We start from the raw sequence: 12,919 nt of genomic DNA, 5'->3' as shown, positions 1-12,919 counted from the left end.
AAATTACTTTTTTTCTCGTTTTCATAAACCAATATTAAAATATAATGGAATAGGTGAATTTTTTTTGAGAAAGAAGCTATTTTGAATGAAAGCCTTTTGCTGGATGAATAAAATAACTATAATATTTGTTTGTATCGTGTTTGTGAATATTCGGTGCAAAAATTCTTTTAGTTCTACCCCTGTTGCTGTTAAAGGAGTCTTAGACCTTCGTACAATAATTTCTCAAGACCTGCATTCTGAAAAAAAAAGTTGGGAATTTGAAAGAGACGGAAATTTAAGTCTTATGGGAGAGTGGGAATTTTATTGGAATGAATTTATAAACCCGATAAAATTTACAAGTCCAGTGGGCACTGCAAGTTCTAAAAATATTCCTGTAGATTTTTTTAAAGTGCCTAGTGCTTGGAATGGATACGAGCCAATTCAAAATGGACTTCGTGGGAAACCAGTTTCAGGAGACGGGTATGCAACCTATCATTTGAAAATTCTTTTAAATAAGCCCAGAGAGCTCTCCATGAAAATGCCGATTATTGTATCAGCGTATCGGCTTTATGCAAACGGGAAGTTAATCGCAGAGTCCGGTGTCCCAGGAAAAAATTCTAAAGAGTCCATTCCAAGATTTTTTACACAAGTAGTGAGGCTCCCTGCAAATATTTCCACAGAGGTAGATTTAGTTTTACATATTTCTAATTTTCATCATCGCAAGGGAGGTTTTAGAAATCCTATTTTGCTTGGATTGGATAAAGACATTCACGAAAAAAGGGAAAGGAATTTATTTCTTTACGGATTTCCTGCTGGAGCATTTTTAATTATCGGATTCTACCATTTCGGTTTATATTTTTATAGAAGAAGGGATAGCTCGGCTTTATGGTTTGGTTTGTATTCTGTTTTTATGTCCTTGAATACATTGTTAAGTGGAGAATACTATTTTCACCATATTTTTCCTAATCTGTCTTATGAGATTGGCAGAAAGGTTGAATATATCACTCAGTTCATGTCTATACCGACTTTGGTACTGTTCATAGAAAAGTTATACCCTGTATCCAAACAAAGATTATTTCCTGGGTTTATCAAAGGAACTTCTTATTTACTTGCACTATTTGTGTTGCTTTCTCCCGCAAAAATTTTTACTTACACATTCCCGGTAATGGAACCAATTATGTTGTTTGCATACGTCTATTGTATTTATGTGTTGAGTAGAGCATTTTATTTAAAGCAAGATGGAGCAGTCGCATATCTTTTTAGTTTGATCATTATTACAGGAATTTGTATTAATGATATTTGTCACTATCATCAAATCATCTATACGGGCTATTATCTTCCGATAGGAATGGTAGTATTTATTTTTTCTCAAACAATTTTTCTTTCGCGAAGATTTACTTGGGCACTGATTCAGTCTGAAGAACTCTCTATAGGCTTAGAAAAAAAGGTAAATGAAAGAACTATCGAATTAGAAAAGTCCAATATTCAGATTTCAAAAGAGAGAGATGAAACAGAGTCTTTAAGCAAATTGATTAAGAACCTGAATGAAAATTTAGATATTAAACGAATTATGGCAAAGATCCATGAATATATAAAAACAAATTATAATATACAATACTACGGGCTTGCGGTAGTAGATAAATATAAAGAAAGACTTCAAACCTTAGAGGCTTTTCCACCAGAGTCTTTAAGTCATGAAGACAGAGAATACATTCAAACTTTCTCTACGAACATTCAAGAAATGGTCTTTGGTTTTCATGCATATTCATTTAAGACGAAGAAGCCTTTTTTTGTAAACAGGATTATAGAATCGGCATTTACCCCGGAAGAAAACACCTATAAGAAGAAAGCAAAATTTGACTCTATTCTCACTATACCTTTGATCTTAGAAAATGAGCCGATTGGATTTCTCGATTTGTACAATGTAGGTAGAATGGAAATGACAGATATCGATATTACAAAATTGACAATTCTTGGTGAACAGCTTTCGGGGATTATTTATAGTTCGATTTTGTTTGGAATAATCAATGAGAAAACAAAAAAATTAAACAGCTCTCTAAAGCTGATTCAGCATGATCTGTCTGTCGCAAAAAAAATCCAGCAAAACATGCTCATTATTCATGATTCAGTTTTAGATAAATTAAAAATTATTCCGGAGTATATTCCTATGTCAGAAGTAGGAGGTGATTTTTATGGAATACATAAAGTTAGTAACCACCTATATAGAATTTTTCTTGCAGATGCAACTGGTCATGGAGTTCAAGCCGCTCTCATCACAATGGCGATTAAAGGAATATACGATTCGTTAAAGCAATTTGACTTAGAACCAAATGTGATTTTAGAAATATTTAATCGAGAATACGTTGAACGATACAATTCTTTGAATAGCTACGCTACTGCTATAATTGTTGATATTGACACTAAGAAAAGAATTTTAAAATTTGCGTCTGCCGGACACCCTAATTGTATTTTATTTAAAAATTCAAAAATTCATTTTTTGTCTCGCACGGGAAGTATGATTGGACTTGGAAAAAATAATATCTATGAGTGTGTTGAGTATGATTTTTGGAAAGAGGATAGATTGTATTTATTTACCGATGGGATTTTTGAAGAATTCGACAGTCAAAATAACGAGTTCGGTGAAGAGAGAGTGTATTCCATTTTTACAAAAAATAGAAATTTGAGTATTGAGAAGTCCATCCAAGAATTATTAAAGAACTTAGACGGGTTTTTAAAAGATAAACCTAAGCAAGACGACCTCACTATCTTGGGCATTGAGTATCAATAGAATTTTTTTGACTATTTGTTTTCCTTTTTTTAGGATGAGGTTTTGAACTTTAGTAGAGTTTTTAAAATTTCGCTTTTAGTGCAGTTTTTGCACTTTTCGTGTGAAAATGTGGGATCTCCAATTCAGAGGACTGATGACGGAGGTCTGAGGTCGGAAATTGTGGAGGTAGAATCTTTGCAATTAGGTTTATCTTTTAGGATGAGGTTTTGAGCTTTAGTAGAGTTTTTGAAATTTTGCTTTTAGTACAGATTTTGCACTTTTCGTGCTAAAATGTGGGATCTCCACTCTTTTCTGTAAAGTGCATGTTTTATACCAATTGTTCACCTTTCACGCAAAAATGTGGGAACTCCATCTTTTTCGAGGAATTTCACATTTAGTACGGGTTCAGAACTTTTTCTGTAAAAACTAAAAAAATTTTTCTAAAATTGTAAAAATTTTATTTCTATCACGATATTATTTTACCTTATATCAAGGGGCAGGGATAGTAGGTGGGGATCAGGGATAGAGGAATGAAGATTTTTATATTAGGAGAATACTATGAACCCAGAAAAATATGTAGAAACACAATCGAGCTTGCTTGTTCCAGCAAAATATATGGACGAGTTCAATAGAAGAACGACAGGTTTTTCAAGGAGGAAATATTTACACGCATTGTTGAACAGATACAGAAATGTGATTCTTTGGGGAACTTTTGAGAAAATGGATAGAGTAAAGAAAGCGTATCAAGAAGTCGGACAGAATTTGCAGAAGAAGAATTTTACCCCGAATAACGCGGACTGGATAGACTATACAAATATCCCACGTTATTCGGCAATAAACCCGCCGATTATGTCGTTTTAACTATGCCTTTTTGACATTCATCGGCGACATTCTTTTATCCAGATATTCCTGGCGCAGTTCTAAGCACTTTGACTTATCAGAATCATACATCTGCAAAATAAGTTGCAAATTGTCTTTGCAAATCATCATCAATTTTCATGGAAATCTTATTTACGATTGTCGCCATATTTCCGAAACCTCCTTGAGAGAGATTTCGGGTAGTTCTATCGTCAACCGCTTAGCGTTCCAATCCGAGACATACCCACATTATGACCATACAGAAAATTTCTGTCAAGCGGAAAAGTCTGACTTTCACTTTTTTTATAAAAAACTGGCAAAAATTTATTAACAATCTTAAATTTTTACAATATTTTTGAAATATGGAAAATCAACTAACGCCTAAAAAAGACCAAGATCAGCAACTATTTTCACTAATTCAAGCCGCTTCCGAATTGTTTAAAACTTTTGGACATGAAAACTTTGAATCCGAAAAATTACGATACGAACATGAAAAAGAAATGGAAAAAATGAGAATTGAATCAACTGGAAAATTCAATAAAAGTATTCTGATTCTCACAAGTTTTATTTTTACAGGACTATTTAGCTTTGCAATTATTCTCGTTTTCAAGAGTCAAATTCCTGAAAGTATGGAAATTGTTAAATTGATTGGCTCTCTTTTCGCTGGCGGTCTCGCTGGTTTTGGAATTGGCGTTTACAGTGGGAAAAAAGCTAATCCCAAAGAGAACCTATAAAATAAAAATTTGCAAACGCAAAAAGAAAAATCATCAAAGCCCCAAAATTGACACTATCAAAAAATTGTTCCATGCTTTCTGATATATACAGATAATTTAAAAAGTACAATTCTTTTTTTATGGGCTGGGAAAAAAATTCAGGGAATGGGTGTTTAGTGTGGCTTGGTTAATCTACTTTAATTGTCAAATCAGGATTTAAAATAAACATTTCATTGCATTTTTTCCAAGTGAACCAATTAAAATTTTTGTCTCCCGTAATAGTAACCTTTTTTCGTTCTGCTGGAGATAGTCTTTTAATCATCGGATAATTTTTTAAAGGATACAGCACTGTTCTTCCATCAGATAATTCAATGGAAAGAATATCCTTATTTCTTTTAAGTATTTGAATTTTCGTTATATCCGGCATAATATTACCTCAATGTAATCATCTTTACTTTTCCAGTTCTGCGAAAGTATTTATTTTGTGTCTTAACTTTTTCAAGATTCTTTTCAGTATTTTTGCAATAATGCTATATCTTTTTGTAAGATTTCCTGTCTCAAAAGTTCGATTTCGGTTCTATCCAAAACTTTCCAACTCTCCCATATTCCTGCGATTTTAAAACATGAACATGTATTCTTTCGTTAAGATCGGACGAAAAATAAAAAACTGAAAACCTCTATATTCTGCAATTTTGGCATTCTGTAAACCTACTCCCTTTATTTCTTTTTGTCAAGGGTTTTTTAAGCCCTTCGCAAACTTGACGAAACTGGAAGCCTTGTCGATTTTGTGGATCATGTTTTCGGTTTTGGCAAGAACGTAAAATTTTTTTTCCGTTTTCAGAAATGACTTTGCATTTTTCACAAAGTTCTGGAAATTTTTTCTTTAAAGATTTAATTTGTGTTTCAGTCATTGGTTTCTCCTAAAAAATATATTCAAGCTCTTCTTCTGTAATTTCTTGTAATGTAGTTATATAATAAGAATCATCTGGAATTTCATCCACAATGATTTCTTTTTTTCTTGACTCAACTTCTTTTTGTGTTCCACGCCTAACGCATGTTTTTCCGAATATACAATATTCCGGCAAATCTTCTATAAGTAAATCACGTTCGCATTTTTCTTTGTCAGGTTCTTTTTTGCATTCAGTCTTTACACTGTCCGCCCACTCTTTCACTGTGTCTTTATAATATAAGAATTTACCGCCACGTTTTCCATCTTTTCGTTTTACTCTTCCAGTAAAAACCTGAAAAGGACTTTCACGAATAAAATCATTTAGCTTTCTGTGTCGCATTTTTTATCTTACATCCTTTTTCTTCTATTTCGTGAATTCTATCATTTAAGGATTTTATTTTTCTGGAAAAATCTTCAAATCTTGTTTTAATTATTATGATTTCAGAGTCTAAATTCTTTGATACTGATTCGATTGTTTTTCTGAAATTTCTTAATTCTTCTGTTGTATTTTCTACAAGAATAGATAATTTATCTACCTGTGCTTTTAACGCAAAAAAAATTGTTACCGCTCCGATAATAATAGAGATTATTGATATAAAACTACCTATTTCCACTGATAACCTCTTTAATGTTCTTCCACTCAATAATATTCTCTACAAAATATTTAGGGCAATTTTTACCTGTAATATCATAATGTCGAAAAAGATTTTCAGTCGTTAAATTGAATTTGCTTAAAAGTTCTTGAGTCAATAAAACAGCATTTACAAGTGTTGCGTTGTTAATATATCCGTCATCTCTATCGTGACAAAGCTCAATTCCGATTGTGTAATAATTCGGGCTAATGTTTCCGAATGATTTTGCAATTTCAGTATATTTATTTTTCGTAGCTCCTACATGGTAAGCGACCTCGTCCGTTGGTATGATCTCGATAATTTCTTTTTCGTCAATCGCATAGTGTGCGGACGCTGAACGTGATTCCTTGTCAATTTGTTTTCTCAAATTATTGAAATAGTCTCGAATGTTTTTTGCACTCGCTTTCGGACAAGCTGTATAATGCCAAATAATAGCTTTTACTTTTACGAGTTTTTCCCCTGGACGAGAAAAAGGATTTTTTTCTATATGGTCAATTTTAATTTCTGGAATCATTTTTTACGTTTTCTACCAGTAAAAAATTTTAAAAAAAGTAAAATTGAAATTGCTATTATAGAATAATTTATAAATTGATTTGTTTTTTCTTTAATAAATTCAGTAGTTTCATCAAAATTTACATTTGTTTTTACTTCGGTTTTCCAGATTTTAAAATCTTTTTTTTTACTATTCATTAACTGAATTTCACGAATTAATAACCCAACTTGTGGATCAGAAGTTTTCCAATTATTATCAACGAGACTTTCAATCGTAAAATTCGCTTTAACTGGAATAGAAATATTTCTTTCGTTTTCATTAACTACAATACCCGGAAAATTAGGATAACCCAGACTCTCTCCAGATCCAATAGTATAGTAAATAAAAAATCGATCTTGGAGCATTTTATCTTCTTCTTTTTTTTCCTTTTTTATTTAAAAATAAAAAGGCTAAACCTGCAAGCCCACCAATTAGAAAAATGGAATTTGAACCAGTTTCTTGTTTTTGTGTCGGTGTTGTCGTCGTTTTTGGTGTCGTATTAATTGTTATAAGCGAATTAGTTTGAGGTTGTGGATCTACTGTAGGAGTAACAGTACTAGAACTAGTAGAATTTTTCTGTATTTCTGTCCTAACAATTTTTAAATTTTTATTTCCTAACTGAAAATCTCTAGTAAAATTTCCTTTTTCAACATCATTAGAAAAAAGAAATGATAAACGCTTTTTTTCTGAATTGTGTAAATATCCGTCATAATTAATACTATTAACAGTTTTCGGACTTATAAGTTTATCTGTTCCAGAATAATATATAAAAAATCTATCTTTCATTTCATAACCTCTTTAAAAAAATTTTTATAATAACATAAATTACACTAATTGAAATAATCGAAAAAATAACATTTCTGACCCCAAGCCACTTTCCGGCAGTCAAAGTATTTTTTTTAATTCAGTATTTTCTTTTTCTATTTGGTTTATTTTAGTATTATAGGCTGAAAAATTTTTTTGAGATTGTTTTAAAGCAATTTCAATAACTTTTTTTTCTGGAGATTCTGGAATTTTTTTTAAACTTCGGAAAGCTTCATCAATTGAAATTTCTGCAATAGAAGAAGCACAAAAAAAATTTAATAAAATTAAAAAAAATAAAGTTTTCATCTATTTTTCTTCTCTTTATAAATATTATATAATAATAACAAATAAGGAGCACAAAACATAACCAGACCCAAAAAAGATATAAACAAAAATCCCGGAAATTTTTGTTGAAAAATCTCAATATCTGAATTGGAATTTTTTAATCTTAAATAAAAATACCCGGAAGACGAAAATTTTTATCCGAAAAACTAAGTTTTGTTTTTTTAATATTCATATTGAAATTATTCCATTCAAATAAATATTTTTAGGACGTGATTCTGAGCCTGATTCCAGAATTGAAATATTTGTAGTTGCCATATTAGTTGAACGAGAAACATCAATAGAGCCACAATTCGGATAAACATTCAAATATCCGTTTGGAGCAAACGAATAAACACAATTATCAGCATAAATATGATTATGCCCCGGATCGTTCAATTCGTGAGAATGAACCCTGTTTTCATCATCCTGTAACGAACCTACATTATCACCAATATTACCGCCGTTTGTCCCTACTCGTAATAGAACATCAATATCTCTTCCTGTTCCATCATCTCTATACCTAATAAATCTACCTCGTAAATCAGGTAAATTGAACGTTGTAGAGGCATTCCCCACCCCGAAAGTAGTTCCAATTACAGAAAACAAATTAGAATAAGAATCACGACCAACCTCTGAACCGTCACAAAATAAAAACCCTATCGGTGGAGTAGTTCCGCCGTAAGAAAATATAATTCCTGAAGGAAAAGAAGCACTTACATTAATCGAATTAATTTGGTTTTGAATTCTATTAAATTCAGTTTTTAATCGAGAAGCAATTAATTCTAGAATATTCACAATAAACCGTTCTCGAATTCAGTTATAAAATCAGAATAAAAGCCTATTTCCGTTTTAGTATAATACTGTGAATCATGATTATGCGGCAACGGATTTCTTGAATCAGTCAGTCTTGAATCAAAAAAATCAACTTTACTTGCAAGAGAAGTATTAATTTCAGTTTTAGTATAATAACTATCATTATGATTATGTGGTAATGGATTTCTTGAATCAGTCAACCGAGAATCAGTTATATCAACTTTGTTAGCTATCGCTAATTCTATGTCTATTATTTCATTCGGAATTCCTTGTATATTATTCCAATGCGGTCTATTTTGTGATATTACCGGAATTTGTGGATTTGACGTATCAATTGTAATTCCTGTTCCGACCCCTGCTATAACAGTATTAATTTTCTCGGACAAAATTCCTATCATAAAATTTAGTCGTTGGTCTAATCCGTCTATCTGATCCGAACAGAGCATTTCATAAAAATCCTGTAAATATACCTGCCAACCATTCTCATCATTATCTACAGGGATATCGCCACCCGATATTAAATTGCTAATTCTCTGCGACAAATTGTTAGTAATTTCAAGTAATTCTAAATCTCTATTCTGCCTGATAATTTGCTCTTCGTTCATGTATTCGTATAAATCTGACTCACACACAATTCGATTATCAATATCAATATCGTTGTCATGTATGATCACATTAATATACGATTCACTATCAGGAAATTCTATATTTGGACGATCTCCGGCGGTATAACTAAGCATTTAAAAATCTACCTCAAAATTAATACGTCCTGATGATGCCAATAACGTTTTTTGAATCTTCGGAACAAAAGGAATTATGTATAAAAATTGAGATTGATTAGAATTCTTAATTAATATTTCTCTATTATCTGAAAATGTAGCTCCCTGAACTAAATAATATTGGGCAATTGTTTCATCACGTAACAATACATTTGCCGACGCATTAAAATAATTACTTTCTGTAACAGTTAAATAATCTTGTGGATCAGTTCCAAATTCCAACTGTGCTTGATAGCCAACTCTATACGGAAATGATCCGATCATGTCCTGCGGCGGTATATAAATTTCATATTCAGAAGGAAATAATTCAAATGTCCCCTTTGCAAAATCTATAATTTTATTAAACGGAGTAACAAGCTTTTCCTCTATATTATCACCACACAAAATGGCAAGATTCACCGGATTTTCAAGGGCTTGTTTAGATCTGAAAAAATACGCTTGAATAAGGACATTTCTTATTACAATTTCTTCGATTGACTCGATATAGATTTTAGAAATAGAAAAAGTTTCTGAAAAAATCGGAAATTCGTTAGGAGAATCTAACTCATCCACCCGCCGATATGATTGAGTAAAGACAAATGGATGAGAAATATTTTTCAAATTTTTACACCTTTTTTTCTATCACCAAACAAATTATAGATATATCTCTTTGAGCAATTGGCTCATTAAAAGTCTGAATTAATATATCTAAATTCTCACCTCGCTTGATCTCGCTTGTAGTGCCCGGTATAAAAAGAAATTCAAAATTGCCTGTGCCACGAACGACACCAATTCCACCAAGTTCAATCTGACCAAAAAATAATGGATCATTCTTGCTCGACGGAGTAGAAAAATCAATCAAGCAATCGTCTAAACCAGATTTGTATTTAATAATAAATCCTCGAATTACAACATCACTTCCCGTTTTATTCGGGAGTGTTATACAATTAGTCAATGATCCAGAATTTGCCGCAATTGATTTAGATACCCCGCACAAAACATAACTTTTCCCGGTATTATCAAACATTTTTAAACTACCTATTGGGATACTCAACGCATAACGCATTGAGCACAAGTAAAGAGTCATTCAAATCTGAATTTATTGAATATCCAGCAGGAGGTAAAAATACATTAAATTCTATTGTGTCGCCTGATCCATTTATAGTAATCGGTACAAAAAGAGAATGTTTAGAATTTTTGTTTTCTAAATTATTACTCTCTACCCTGATCGCATTTACTGGAGTACTACTATTAGACGGCTCTGTTCCAACAATCTTCGGCTTTAAAATTTGAGGAAGTGGCTCATGTAAAGAGGATACCAATCCTTCACGGAGAACGATTTTATTTTTCTTAATTTCGTATCTTAATTGATTCAGAAATTTACTAGCCTCGTTTAAATTTCCGTAAGCAGTAGATCCACCCGAAAAATCGAATTGAGCATAGTCTGCACCATACAACTGGAACCCAAAAGCTAAAATACTTCCCTTGCTTGCGTTTATCGGTGTCTTTCCATTAAAATTATAATGAGCTAAATGGGTAACTGACTTAGACGCCTCTGCACCCGAAAAATAGTTAAACGATTTTTCGGACGTTCCCAATTTCCAAACAGAAGTCAATTCTGTTACGATCCCGCCTTGTTTTTGCACCTGCTGAATAACTGAACCAGTTTTATTTAGTTCTCTCGATTCTGTTTTCCTATTTAATCTCATTGGATTAGTTTGTCTTTGTGTTGTTTGTGTAACTTCTGCCATTTTCTTTTCCTTAATTATTTATTTTGAATAAAATTTAAACCGCTTCTATAAAAATACTATCGTCTTCTTCGCTATATAAATCCCCATACAAAGAATCAATATCATCCTCAGGAATAACTATTCCATCCTCAATAACTGAATTATCAGTAATTAATAATGGCTCCTCGAGAATTGAATCCTTTATTTCAGTATATCCATTTCCAAATAGCTCACCCTGTAATTGCTGACTAGCAGTAGCAAAATCAAGAACTTCTTGTAAGTTATTTAAAGGAATTTCAATTTCATCAATATTATTATCTCCAGACAATCCAAGAAATTGAGTTTTAACGTTGTCTTTATCTACATAATCTAAGACAGCACCAGCGAGCACAATAACAGCACCGGTAGCAAGACCAATTGACTCCTGAACAAATTTTTTATTTTTTAGTAAATAAATTGCTATTGCTACAATTCCAGCAGGAATAAGCAATTTTCTAATTTTATTGTCCTTAATAACATTTCCAGTTTTATCTGTAATAACTTTTGAACTAGCTAAACCAACAATCCCAGAAACAAAAACACTAATTAATTGCTTTAAAGTATAATTTCCAAATTTCATTTTCTCCCTCTTCTTTTTTTATTTATTTTTTTAACTGAATTATTTTTCTTAACCGTTCTTTTTTTTAAGAAAGGATTTTTGATTCCTTCTACAAAAGTTTTTGTTCTTTCGATATAAGCTGTAGCTTCTTCATAAGGCTTCATCTTTGCGTCATTTCTTGCCTTAATTGAAAGTACTCTCGCCTTGTATCTTTCCCAAACTTCTGGGCTTGCCGTTGTTTTTGGCATTTTTGGATATTTTGACAATTTTGGTTTTTTCATTTTTTCTTTCCCTTGTTCATAAGTAAATATGCGCCACCTGCTAAAACAACTGCTCCGCCAATCAAAACCGCTTTATTTTCGAAAATAGACGGCTTTCCTTCTGTGGAATTATCCGATCTAAAATTTGGTGTTCCCGTTTTCATTTTAATTGAAGTTTGTCCGTTCGGTTTTTTCACAATTACAGGTTTTGATTTTTTCGGAACAGTTCTCAATTTTTGTAAAATATCAAATGCGTTTTGACTTGGTTTTTTATTATTATCGAATTGACTTAAAATATTCAAACCAAGACTCGCAACCTGTCCATAAGGAGAATTTACTTTTCCAGCAACATTAGAAAGTCCCTGTGCTATATCACCCCAACCATTAATTTCAGGAGGATTCTCCGGAATTTCTTCATTTTGAAAATTATCGTTCATGGCCTCACCTTCAGATATTTGCTCATCTGATTCTTCTTCCTGAGATTGTATATCTTCATTTAATTGCTCTTCTGGTTGTTCTTCTTCTTCTTGAGGCTGTCCTTGCCCTTGAGTAACAATAGAACCAATACCTTGAGTTAATTGACTACCAACTTGACCCAAACCTTTTGCAAGCTATGTCCCTGCACGACCAAGACCGCGACCGATTCCAGAATAAAATTTTCCAAGACTTTTACCGTAAGCACTAACTCCACGTGACAAACTCTGCCCTGTCCGAGACAATCCTTTAGAAACAGACTGAGTGCTTTTTGCTAAACCTCTTGACAAACTTCTTCCGCTTCGAGATAGCCCACGTCCCATCCTTGAAAGCCCTTTAGATAATCCGCCAAATGAACGACCAAGACCGCGACCAAAGCCACGACCAAAGCTAAATCCATTTAAAAATTCATCACCTGAAAGCGTTACATCCGGATAAATTTCTTTATCAATCGGCAAGGAAAAACCATCTACGACAAAATCGCCGTTAAGCGAAATGTCTTCCGTATCTGAGCCATTCAATTGGTTTATGTATGGATATTTTACAATAGAGGAATCGACGACTAACGTCCCGAAAAGTTGACCGTCAATAGATTCTTTGGGATAAAATTTCCCCGTAACCGAAACAATATCAGTTCCAGCCGGAAAAACTTTGTCGCCTTCTAATGTGATGAGTTCTAGCATATATGCAAGATATGACAGTTTAAAAAGAAATCGTACAAGCAAAAA

At 32.4% G+C, this 12,919-nt stretch carries 19 protein-coding genes; 3 read left to right on the top strand and 16 right to left on the bottom strand.

Translation table 11 applies throughout. From position 1 onward, the window contains the following. Positions 1–103: 103 nt before the first annotated feature. The 3 genes from HS129_09315 (at position 104) to HS129_09305 (ending at position 4,338) form a co-directional block, all read left to right on the top strand. Positions 104–2,767, top strand: a complete 2,664-nt coding sequence (locus HS129_09315) for a SpoIIE family protein phosphatase (protein ID MBE7412243.1) — start codon at positions 104–106, stop codon at positions 2,765–2,767. A 537-nt stretch (positions 2,768–3,304) separates the two neighbouring features. Then, entirely contained in the window at positions 3,305–3,607 is a 303-nt protein-coding gene (locus HS129_09310) for a DUF1564 family protein (GenBank protein ID MBE7412242.1), read from the top strand. A 359-nt stretch (positions 3,608–3,966) separates the two neighbouring features. Continuing rightward, positions 3,967–4,338, top strand: a complete 372-nt coding sequence (locus HS129_09305; protein ID MBE7412241.1) for a hypothetical protein — start codon at positions 3,967–3,969, stop codon at positions 4,336–4,338. A 166-nt stretch (positions 4,339–4,504) separates the two neighbouring features. On the opposite strand, the gene HS129_09300 is transcribed toward HS129_09305, so the two are convergent. The 16 genes from HS129_09300 to HS129_09225 form a co-directional block, all read right to left on the bottom strand. After that, a complete protein-coding gene (locus HS129_09300) occupies positions 4,505–4,744 on the bottom strand; it encodes a DUF2442 domain-containing protein (protein ID MBE7412240.1) in 240 nt (79 codons plus the stop codon). A gap of 493 nt (positions 4,745–5,237) precedes the next feature. Further along, positions 5,238–5,606: a hypothetical protein gene (locus tag HS129_09295; GenBank protein ID MBE7412239.1), complete on the bottom strand. Its 369-nt coding sequence runs from the start codon at positions 5,604–5,606 to the stop codon at positions 5,238–5,240. Further along, a complete protein-coding gene (locus tag HS129_09290) occupies positions 5,584–5,880 on the bottom strand; it encodes a hypothetical protein (GenBank protein ID MBE7412238.1) in 297 nt (98 codons plus the stop codon). The genes HS129_09295 and HS129_09290 overlap by 23 nt, the downstream gene beginning before the upstream one ends. Next, on the bottom strand, positions 5,867–6,412 hold the full coding sequence (locus tag HS129_09285) for an N-acetylmuramoyl-L-alanine amidase (GenBank protein ID MBE7412237.1): 546 nt from the start codon (positions 6,410–6,412) through the stop codon (positions 5,867–5,869). The genes HS129_09290 and HS129_09285 overlap by 14 nt, the downstream gene beginning before the upstream one ends. Beyond that, positions 6,409–6,795, bottom strand: coding sequence for a hypothetical protein (locus HS129_09280; GenBank protein ID MBE7412236.1), 387 nt, complete (start codon positions 6,793–6,795; stop codon positions 6,409–6,411). Before HS129_09280 ends, HS129_09285 begins: the two co-directional genes overlap by 4 nt. 1 nt (position 6,796) lies before the next feature. After that, positions 6,797–7,216 carry a hypothetical protein gene (locus tag HS129_09275; protein ID MBE7412235.1) on the bottom strand — a complete coding sequence of 140 codons (420 nt, stop codon included), beginning with the start codon at positions 7,214–7,216 and terminating at the stop codon, positions 6,797–6,799. A gap of 99 nt (positions 7,217–7,315) precedes the next feature. Continuing rightward, positions 7,316–7,540, bottom strand: coding sequence for a hypothetical protein (locus HS129_09270; protein ID MBE7412234.1), 225 nt, complete (start codon positions 7,538–7,540; stop codon positions 7,316–7,318). 207 nt (positions 7,541–7,747) lie between these two features. Next, a complete protein-coding gene (locus HS129_09265) occupies positions 7,748–8,371 on the bottom strand; it encodes a tail fiber protein (protein MBE7412233.1) in 624 nt (207 codons plus the stop codon). After that, the gene (locus HS129_09260; GenBank protein ID MBE7412232.1) at positions 8,350–9,111 is read right to left on the bottom strand and encodes a hypothetical protein; all 762 of its coding nucleotides are present in this window, start codon (positions 9,109–9,111) and stop codon (positions 8,350–8,352) included. Before HS129_09260 ends, HS129_09265 begins: the two co-directional genes overlap by 22 nt. After that, complete coding sequence (locus HS129_09255; protein ID MBE7412231.1) at positions 9,112–9,750, bottom strand: hypothetical protein; 639 nt, start codon at positions 9,748–9,750, stop codon at positions 9,112–9,114. 4 nt (positions 9,751–9,754) lie between these two features. Further along, the gene (locus HS129_09250; GenBank protein MBE7412230.1) at positions 9,755–10,156 is read right to left on the bottom strand and encodes a hypothetical protein; all 402 of its coding nucleotides are present in this window, start codon (positions 10,154–10,156) and stop codon (positions 9,755–9,757) included. Positions 10,157–10,163: 7 nt separating this feature from the next. Continuing rightward, positions 10,164–10,880 carry a hypothetical protein gene (locus HS129_09245; protein MBE7412229.1) on the bottom strand — a complete coding sequence of 239 codons (717 nt, stop codon included), beginning with the start codon at positions 10,878–10,880 and terminating at the stop codon, positions 10,164–10,166. A 34-nt stretch (positions 10,881–10,914) separates the two neighbouring features. Next, entirely contained in the window at positions 10,915–11,478 is a 564-nt protein-coding gene (locus HS129_09240) for a hypothetical protein (protein ID MBE7412228.1), read from the bottom strand. Continuing rightward, positions 11,475–11,738 carry a hypothetical protein gene (locus tag HS129_09235; protein ID MBE7412227.1) on the bottom strand — a complete coding sequence of 88 codons (264 nt, stop codon included), beginning with the start codon at positions 11,736–11,738 and terminating at the stop codon, positions 11,475–11,477. The genes HS129_09240 and HS129_09235 overlap by 4 nt, the downstream gene beginning before the upstream one ends. Beyond that, the gene (locus HS129_09230) at positions 11,735–12,316 is read right to left on the bottom strand and encodes a hypothetical protein (protein MBE7412226.1); all 582 of its coding nucleotides are present in this window, start codon (positions 12,314–12,316) and stop codon (positions 11,735–11,737) included. The genes HS129_09235 and HS129_09230 overlap by 4 nt, the downstream gene beginning before the upstream one ends. 12 nt (positions 12,317–12,328) lie before the next feature. Next, positions 12,329–12,874, bottom strand: a complete 546-nt coding sequence (locus HS129_09225; GenBank protein MBE7412225.1) for a hypothetical protein — start codon at positions 12,872–12,874, stop codon at positions 12,329–12,331. Positions 12,875–12,919: the final 45 nt, after the last annotated feature.

The organism is Leptospiraceae bacterium (assembly GCA_015075105.1).
Classification (GTDB): Bacteria; Spirochaetota; Leptospiria; order Leptospirales; family Leptospiraceae; genus JABWCC01.
This window is presented reverse-complemented; position numbering and strand designations above follow the sequence as displayed.